Annotated in this window: 6 protein-coding genes and 1 pseudogene; 2 read left to right on the top strand and 5 right to left on the bottom strand. The window is 62.4% G+C overall.

The window, feature by feature from the left end; translation table 11 throughout:
• The coding region (locus tag JNK99_RS06430; protein ID WP_291850308.1) for an FAD-dependent oxidoreductase at positions 1 to 896 on the top strand (896 nt) is incomplete at its 5' end.
• Positions 897 to 909: 13 nt separating this feature from the next.
• A complete protein-coding gene (locus JNK99_RS06425; RefSeq protein WP_291850306.1) occupies positions 910 to 1494 on the top strand; it encodes an acyltransferase in 585 nt (194 codons plus the stop codon).
• 146 nt (positions 1495 to 1640) lie between these two features.
• Here the strand turns inward: JNK99_RS06425 and JNK99_RS06420 are convergent, their stop codons facing one another.
• The 5 genes and pseudogenes from JNK99_RS06420 to JNK99_RS06400 form a co-directional block, all read right to left on the bottom strand.
• Positions 1641 to 3596, bottom strand: a complete 1956-nt coding sequence (locus tag JNK99_RS06420; protein ID WP_366518720.1) for an acyltransferase family protein — start codon at positions 3594 to 3596, stop codon at positions 1641 to 1643.
• A 352-nt stretch (positions 3597 to 3948) separates the two neighbouring features.
• A complete protein-coding gene (locus JNK99_RS06415) occupies positions 3949 to 4827 on the bottom strand; it encodes an NAD-dependent epimerase/dehydratase family protein (RefSeq protein ID WP_291850312.1) in 879 nt (292 codons plus the stop codon).
• 47 nt (positions 4828 to 4874) lie between these two features.
• A complete protein-coding gene (locus tag JNK99_RS06410) occupies positions 4875 to 6116 on the bottom strand; it encodes a glycosyltransferase family 4 protein (protein ID WP_291850301.1) in 1242 nt (413 codons plus the stop codon).
• Complete coding sequence (locus tag JNK99_RS06405) at positions 6109 to 7251, bottom strand: glycosyltransferase (RefSeq protein ID WP_291850298.1); 1143 nt, start codon at positions 7249 to 7251, stop codon at positions 6109 to 6111. The genes JNK99_RS06410 and JNK99_RS06405 overlap by 8 nt, the downstream gene beginning before the upstream one ends.
• Positions 7252 to 7842 (bottom strand): annotated as a pseudogene (locus JNK99_RS06400) (N-acetyl sugar amidotransferase); the annotation flags it as partial.

Genomic DNA, 7842 nt, shown 5'->3' with positions numbered 1-7842 from the left:
TTCGCCTCGTCCGCGAAGCCCTGCGCGAACGTGATGACTGGCTGGCACGTGTCCCCGAGCTGACCCGCCCCCTGCGTCTGCTGATGCCCATTTACCGCGGCGGTCGCCGCTCACGCTGGCTGATCCGCGCCGGACTGTTTCTCTACGATTCGCTGGCCGGGAAGACGCAACTGCCGGCCGCACGCTGGCATACGGCAGCACCGATCAGCGAACAGGACGCCGCATTGCGCAGCGCTGGACTGCGTGGCGGCTACAGCTTTTTCGACGGCCAGATGGACGATCAGGCACTGGGCCTCTGGGTCGCGCGACAGGCCCAGGAAGCCGGTGCCCTCCTGCATGAAGGGTGCGAGGTGCTGAAGGTGGATCGCAGCGGCCGCATCAGCTTCACCGACGGTAGCGCGCGCCAGCATGAACGGCTGATCAACGTCTGCGGCCCCTGGGCGGAACGGCTGCTCGCCAACAGCGGCATTGCCTCGCCCTACCGCCTTGATCTCGTGCGCGGCAGCCACCTCGTTCTCGATCGTCCCTGCCCGCAAGCATACCTGCTGGAGGTTCCTGCCGAACCGCGCATCGTTTTCGTTCTCCCATGGCAGGGCCGAACCCTGGTTGGCACCACCGAAGTTCGCCAGGAACTCGAAGCGCCAGTGGTCTGCGAGGACAACGAACGGGAGTATCTGCTGGCCGTGATTCGGCATTACTTCCCGCATGACGACGATGCTGGACGGGTATGCGGGGTTTTTGCCGGGGTCCGACCGCTACTGCACTCGGCAGCCAACCCCGCGCAGGCAACCCGCGAGTACGCCCTGCACCGAGAAGGCGCCCTGCTCAGCGTTTTCGGCGGAAAATGGACAACCGCCTGCGCACTGGCAAGAAAAGTTTCCCAAAACCTTTACTGAACCCGAGGCCTTCATGAACCGTTTCACTGCAGATTCAACGGCGATCATCGACAATGGAGCCACAATCGGCGAGAACACCCGCATCTGGCAGTGGGTGCATGTTTGCGCTCAGGCATGCATCGGCAGTGACTGCTCGCTCGGTCAAAACGTCTTTGTCGGCAACAAGGTGATCATCGGCAACAACGTCAAGATCCAGAACAATGTTTCGGTGTACGACAACGTAACCCTCGAGGATGACGTCTTCTGTGGTCCGAGCATGGTATTCACCAATGTCTACAATCCGCGCAGCCATGTGTCGCGCAAACATGAGTATCGGGACACTCTGGTCAGACGCGGCGCCACCCTCGGCGCCAACTGCACCATCGTCTGCGGCGTCACCGTAGGCGAATTTGCCTTCGTGGCAGCCGGGGCGGTGGTCAACCGCGATGTGCCTGCCTACGCGTTGATGGCCGGGGTACCGGCCAGGCAGATTGGCTGGATCAGCCAGCATGGCGAGCGCCTCGATCTGCCACTGAGCGGCGAGGGTGAGGCGCAGTGCCCTGCCACCGGAGCCTGTTATGTGCTGAGCGAAAGCGGGGTGCGCTGCGTCGCGGCATGATAGGGCAACAGTTGGGCGACCCATGGAAGACTGCGGACCGCTCTGCACAGGTCACTCTCCTGTGGTAACAAGGCCTGAAGGCAAGCATCCACTCGCCGAGATCCCGTGATTGCCGAGCGTCCGAAGACGCGGCCTGTCGTCTATCGTTACCTCGCGGCTTCGTCGGCAAGGGGCCGGAAAACACTGCGCAGCTCGATCGCAGCCGCGTCGGTGAGGTGATGCCTGTCACGATAGAGGGTACGGTTCCGGTCGGCGACAATGCAGCCGTCGGCACTCCGGCACAATACTTCCGCCGGGTCCAGCAGCAATGCCCCGTACTTGCGGGCGACCGACCGCAGCACCTCGTTCACCGCCCCCTGAACGGTCTCGTGCTCCGCAAGGGTTGGCCCGTACACTGCCGAACCGCCCGCGCCAATGCTTTTGATCGCTGCTTTTTGCCCGACCAGATCATCCGCAAGTTCGGGAACATCCTGCATCAGGTAGACGCGCTTCCCGGCGCCTATCAACACCCCCACCGTCCGATCGAGAAAGGATGCAAAAGCATCGCGCCTCCCGGCAGACGCGATATCGACCCAGTACCCCGCCAGAACCACGTGCCTGACCGGCGACCGAACAAGGTAGTCGAACGTAGCTTCCGTGAGTTCTGTGCATTCGGGCCGCGTGGGCGGTCGCAGTCCCAAAACGGGCACGCAGCTCGACCTTGCCAGCAGCAGTACAGGCAGACCGGTTTCCCGGCCAAGGACCTCGATTGCTTCGGTGTACATCCGCGCGTGCGAATCGCCGACCAGTGCGAAGGCCGGGGCATCCGTACCGCGACCACCGAGCAGACAGCCTCCCCCATCCCGACGTATTGCACTGGTCCTGCTGGAGCCTTCGCAACGGGCGCCGGGCGTCGCCACCATTTCGGCGGACAAACGTTTCATGACAGGAGGTTGCACCTGGGCAAGCGGCTCATTGTGACGGCCAATCATGATCGCCAGTTTGCCGATACCCCATCCGACGCCAAGGACCACTACCGCCACGATAAGGACCCTCCGCTGCGCCACGGCCGTATCTTTGCCCCGGCGGAACGGTTTCTCGACAAAGCGCCATGAGGTCCACGCCAGAAGCAGCATGGCAAGTAGTTGGACAATCATGGGAAGAGGCGGCAATGACCATGCCTGCCACCCCAGGGAACGGGCGAAAACCAGCACGGGCCAATGCCAGAGGTAAAGCGAATAGGAAATCAGCCCGACAAGGAGCAACGGACGGCTGGCCAACAGACGCGATACCGCGCTTGCTGGCTGAGCAGACGGGATTCCAGCGTAGATGATGAGCGCAGCTCCGACGCAGGGAACAAGGGCAGCAATCCCGGGAAACGTCATCTGCTCATCAAAAAGGACGATGGCGACAACAACCATGACCAACCCGGCTGCGCCCGCGATGCCTTGGCCTGGAAATCCCTTGGTCAGTACTTGCTGATGCTCGCTATGGACAGCGAGCAGGCAGCCGGCCAACAGTTCCCATGCCCGCGACGGCAGGAGAAAGAAGGCACCGCCGGGGTCACTCGTCAACAGCCACTGGGCACAGGCCAGCGAGGCAATCGCGACGCCACCAAGAGACGCTAGCGTCAGGGTAAGCGACGAATCAGGGCTGCGCCCAGCGCGTGCGAAGATTGCATGCATGCTCCAGAGCATAAGGGGTAGTCCCAGGTAAAACTGTTCTTCGACGGCCAGGGACCACGTATGCAGCAAGGGCTGCTCGGCCAGAAGGGTCTGGTTCCAGTAGTCCGCCTGTATCGCGGAAAAATGATTGTTGGCAGTGATCGTTGCGACGGAACGCACGGCATGGCCGAATTGCGCATAATGATCGGGTGCCAGCAGGTAAAACCCGACCACGGCACAAACAAGGACAACCGTGGCAAGCGCGGGCAGTATTCGGCGAGCCCGCCGTACGTAAAAGCCCGCCAGGCTAAACTGCCCGCGCGCCAGTTCCCCCCGCAGTATCCCGGTAAGCAGATAGCCGGAGATCACGAAAAAGATGTCCACGCCGGTAAAGCCGCCGCCAAAACCCGGGACGCCGGCATGAAACAGGACCACCGGCAGCACTGCCAGCGCGCGCAAGCCGTCAATGTCCGGACGATAGGCTACCATTTCCTGTCAAGCGTCGACGGCAAAGCGGCAGCCTGACTTCTGCTCGAGGTCAAGGACTGGTTGCGCCAACAGGAAGCAAGACGGGATCGCCACCGCTACCGCGAGTAAAGCACCGATCAGGGGTGCCGGCATGTCCATCGCTGGAGCCAGACTCGCGAGAAGGTGCGCCCTATTCCGCCATACGGCCGGCACAACCAGGATTACCGCCACCAAGCCATGTGCTGGCCACGTTGCGGACAGAAAAAGAAACACCAGCCCGGCCATCAGGAACGCCGCCCGTAGCCAGTCTGCCCGACCCCACCGCCTCCGAATCGCTGACGCTTCAGAAGACATCGGACTTGAGGGCTGCTTGCAAGGCATCGACTGCCGGAATCGGTGGCCGCCAGGAAGTGCCGTTTCTGACATGCGCCCAGTCCACCGTCATCGAACGCGTCAGACTGTCGATCTCACGTTGACGCCCTGCCGCCTGCGCGGCCAGCCGCAGCACCGGCAGCGGGAAGGGAAACAAGCGAACGGGTACGTCCAGGGCTGCGCCGATGGTCCGGATGAGCTGCGGCAGCTCCCAGTCCGAGCCATCGCCGATCACGAAAGTCTGTCGCCCTCGAACATGCTCCGCACAATGGACAAGGAACGAGGCGAGGTTCTCCACGTAAACGAATGATCGCTGTGCATTCACCGAAGCGAAGGGCAGAGGGCAGGCCATTCTCACCAGCTTGAGCAGGCGAGTGAAATTCCCCGGGCAGCGCGGACCATAAACCATGGGCGGTCGAACGATGCACAAGTCCATGCCGGAAGCCTCGGAACTCCGCAGCAGAGCCTGTTCGGCAGCCCATTTGGAGCGTGCGTAAGGGGTTTCCGCCCGTATCGGTGAATCCTCCCGCACGGCGCTGTCAGACCAGTTCCCATGAACACCGAGCGTGCTGACAAAAACGAAACGTCCGACACCCGCCCGCTGCGCGGCCAAGGCCATCCGGACGGCAAGACGGTGGTTGGCCCCGTCGAACAGATCGCGGCCGTTTGCGAACGCAACCCTGGTATGGGCCCGGCCTGCCAGATGCACCACCGCATCGATGCCGACGAGCTGACTTGCGGACGGCTCGCCGTCCGCGCAGAGCAACCAGCGCACACCGTCCAAAGCAGGCAGCAACGGCTTGCTGCGAGCCAGCGCAAGCGTTGACGCGCCTTGCCGGGCCAGGAGCATGAGCAAAGCCTGTCCAACATACCCGCTGGCACCGCTCACTGCCACCTTCATGCTGGCCCCAGCAAGTCAAGGTAAGCCTGTGCCAGCTTGTCGTAACCGTGCCTCTCCAGGACATAGGTCCGGCCGCGCTCGCCCATTTCCCGGCGCCGGACTTCAGACTCGGCCGCGATGGAGGCGATCGCCCTGGCGATCGCCCGGGGATCGCCAGGATCGGTGGAGACACCACAAGCCGCCTCAACCACAGGGTCGTTGCCTGCACGCACCGCAAAGATCACGGGCAACGACGCCAGCATGTAATCGAAGAGCTTGTTCGGACTTACACCAAAGCGGAAGAGCGGCTCCGGTCTGAGCGAAATGTAGCCCGCGCTCGCCTCCCGCAAGAGACCTTGTACTGCACTCTTGGCAATCTGGTCGAAGATCGCCACCCTGCCGCCCAGACCCAGGGTGGCGACGAGTTCGCGCAGTTCGACCTGGAGGTCGCCGCGCCCTACGATGATCACCCCGACGTCGACCTCTCCCGCGGCATCGAGCAGCGCGACTGCGCGCACCAGTGATTCGACATGATTGGGCCGGCCCAGTGCGCCAGCATACACCACCACGGTACGGCCGGCTTCCCGCCAACACCGTGCCAGAGCGGCGCAATCTCCCATCCCGGTTTGCAGGTCCCACCCCTGTGGCTCAACACCATTGGGAATGTAGTGCCAGCGCCTCTCGTCCAAGCCCAGGGGCAACATGTGTTGTCGGGCCAGGGGCAGGAGCGATACGACTGAATCGGCATGGCGGTAAGCATAGCGCTCCAGCCAGCCAGTCATCCGTACCATCGGGTGTGATGGAGGCACTCCGGCCAGTTCAACCAGGCTCAGCGGCCACAGGTCCCGCACCTCGAATACGCTGTGGGCACTGAAACGCCGCGCGAGATGGCGGACCGCAAGGAAGGCATAGGGGTGGGGTGAGGAAGAGATGATCATCGCCGGCCGGCCGTGTTGCCGCGCGAGATCCGTCCCATGGTACGCCAGTTGCGCAGTGAACGCCGCCATGTTGACAACCCGTCCGAGCCCGTTGCCGCCATAGTGCGGACTGCGCAGGAATTCGTAGCGCACCCCCTCCATTTCCTCGATGCCTGGCCTGCGCGGAACATCGAGCAAATGATGAAAGGAGGGGCTGAGGATGACGCTCGGCGTCCCCAGCCTGGCCCAGTGCCTTGCCAGATGATACGGACGATCATAACGACCGACGCCAGGGCCTCCCGCGTAGGGATGCACATACCAGATCGCCCCCGCGTCAGACAACAACGAAGTCCTTGTAGGTGGCAATCAGGCGTTGCTCTTCGTCCTGCCAGCGCAAGCCGGCCCGAGCGGAAGCGACGCCAGTTCGACGTTGCGCGATGGCAAGCCGATCTATCGATTGCAGGAGGTGCAGGAAAGCTGCGTCGTCGTCGGGCGCGACCCACCCGCAGCCGTACTCGCGCACCAGCTTTTCCTGCTCGAAAAGGGGTGACACGATGACTGGCAGGCCCGCATGGAGGTACTCGAAGAGCTTGTTCGGCAACGAATAGTAGTACGACAGGCAGGAATTCTCGGTCAGGCAGAGCCCGACATTGGCCGCCTGCGTATAGGCCAGGACTTCGTCAGGCGCCACCGGTGGAATGAGGTGAATGTTCGACGACGCCTCACCTGCGTCGGCAATCAGTTGCTGCAAGGGCCCACTTCCCATGCACACGAGGTGCAACCGCCGATCGCTGGCAAAGACCCGCAGTAGCCGCTCGATGCCGCGCCCAGGAAGGAAGCCACCCTGGTAAATGAAGACGATGTCGTTCCCCGTTAGCCGCAACCGATCACGCAGGCGAGCGGAGTCGTGCTCCACCGGCCCACTGAATTGCGGAATGTTGCGCACGACCACCGGCCGCGCAATGCCGTAGGCCCGGGCGTACCAGTCGGCAATCGAGTCACCAACCACGAAAACGCGGTCGCAGTACCTTATCAACAGCCGTTCGACCAGGCGTCCAAGCTTTTGTCGGATGCCTTTGCTGCCATTGGTCTCCGTTTCGAGCTCATGGGTATCGTATACCAGTTTCGCACCGGTCAGCCAACTGGCAGCAACGCACAGCGGCAGGACAGCCAGGCTGTGCGCATTGATGCAATTGATCCGACGACCACGCAAACGGACCAGAACGCGCAGCGACCACTCGACGGTGCGCAGAAACTTGCCTGCCAGCCCTTCGCGGGCGGGCATCAGTCGACGGGGTACGCGTATCAGTTCGCGTGTATCGTCCAAAGGCTGACGGGACGGCAGATCGTCGCGCGCGACACCGACCACCTCGATTCGCTGGAAGATGCCGGCCCTGGCCAGGGCATCGGTAATGCGCAGAATGCGGCTTTCGTGCGTCAGTGGAGACGGGTAGACATGAACGTTGAGCGCCTTCATTCAGACCGCCTTGGCCATCCTGCGCACATGGTCCCTCAGGCCGGACGATCCCTCGATGAACGAGTTGCGATTCGGGTAATCGGTATGTTTCCGGTTCGGCGCATCGATCAGTTGCTGTAGTTGCGCGTGACTGATCCCGAACTTCTTGACCACGAAATCGGTGTCGGCAACAAGATCGTTGTCGGCGTAGGGATCGCGTTGCAACTCGGAAAGACCCTGCTCGCGGCTGATCTGGCCCGCACAGACGAGCGCCGAGAGGTGAGCACGCCGCTTGTCGAAGCCGAATTTCTTCGGCAGATAATAGCCCTGGTACCAGCGCGTGTAGATCGATTCGTAGTGCTTGCCGCCGTAGTACTGCCAGCCCAGTTCACGCTTCATCGTCTCCACGGCCTGCGCCTTGTCGTAGTCGATGTAGTTCAACAGATTGACCATGCGATAGCGCCCGGCCAGGATGTTCATGGTGAAGGCGAGCAGTGAAATCTGCGGGAAAGTCTTCAGCGACTGGCTGCCGAACCGGTGATGGATGGCGCGGATATGGTGCAGGTCGTGACTGTAGTAAACCCAGGAGATCGGCAGGATTCCCTCGGTCAG

It is taken from the genome of Accumulibacter sp., assembly GCF_016789985.1.
In the GTDB taxonomy this organism is placed as follows: Bacteria; Pseudomonadota; Gammaproteobacteria; order Burkholderiales; family Rhodocyclaceae; genus Accumulibacter.
This window is presented reverse-complemented; position numbering and strand designations above follow the sequence as displayed.

Bases quoted from the DNA above. Each gene is read 5' to 3' on its own strand.
- JNK99_RS06425 (WP_291850306.1), top strand. From the start codon at position 910: ATGAACCGTTTCACTGCAGATTCAACGGCGATCATCGACAATGGAGCC.
- JNK99_RS06415 (WP_291850312.1), bottom strand. From the start codon at position 4,827: ATGCTCCTGGCCCGGCAAGGCGCGTCAACGCTTGCGCTGGCTCGCAGC.
- JNK99_RS06405 (WP_291850298.1), bottom strand. From the start codon at position 7,251: ATGAAGGCGCTCAACGTTCATGTCTACCCGTCTCCACTGACGCACGAA.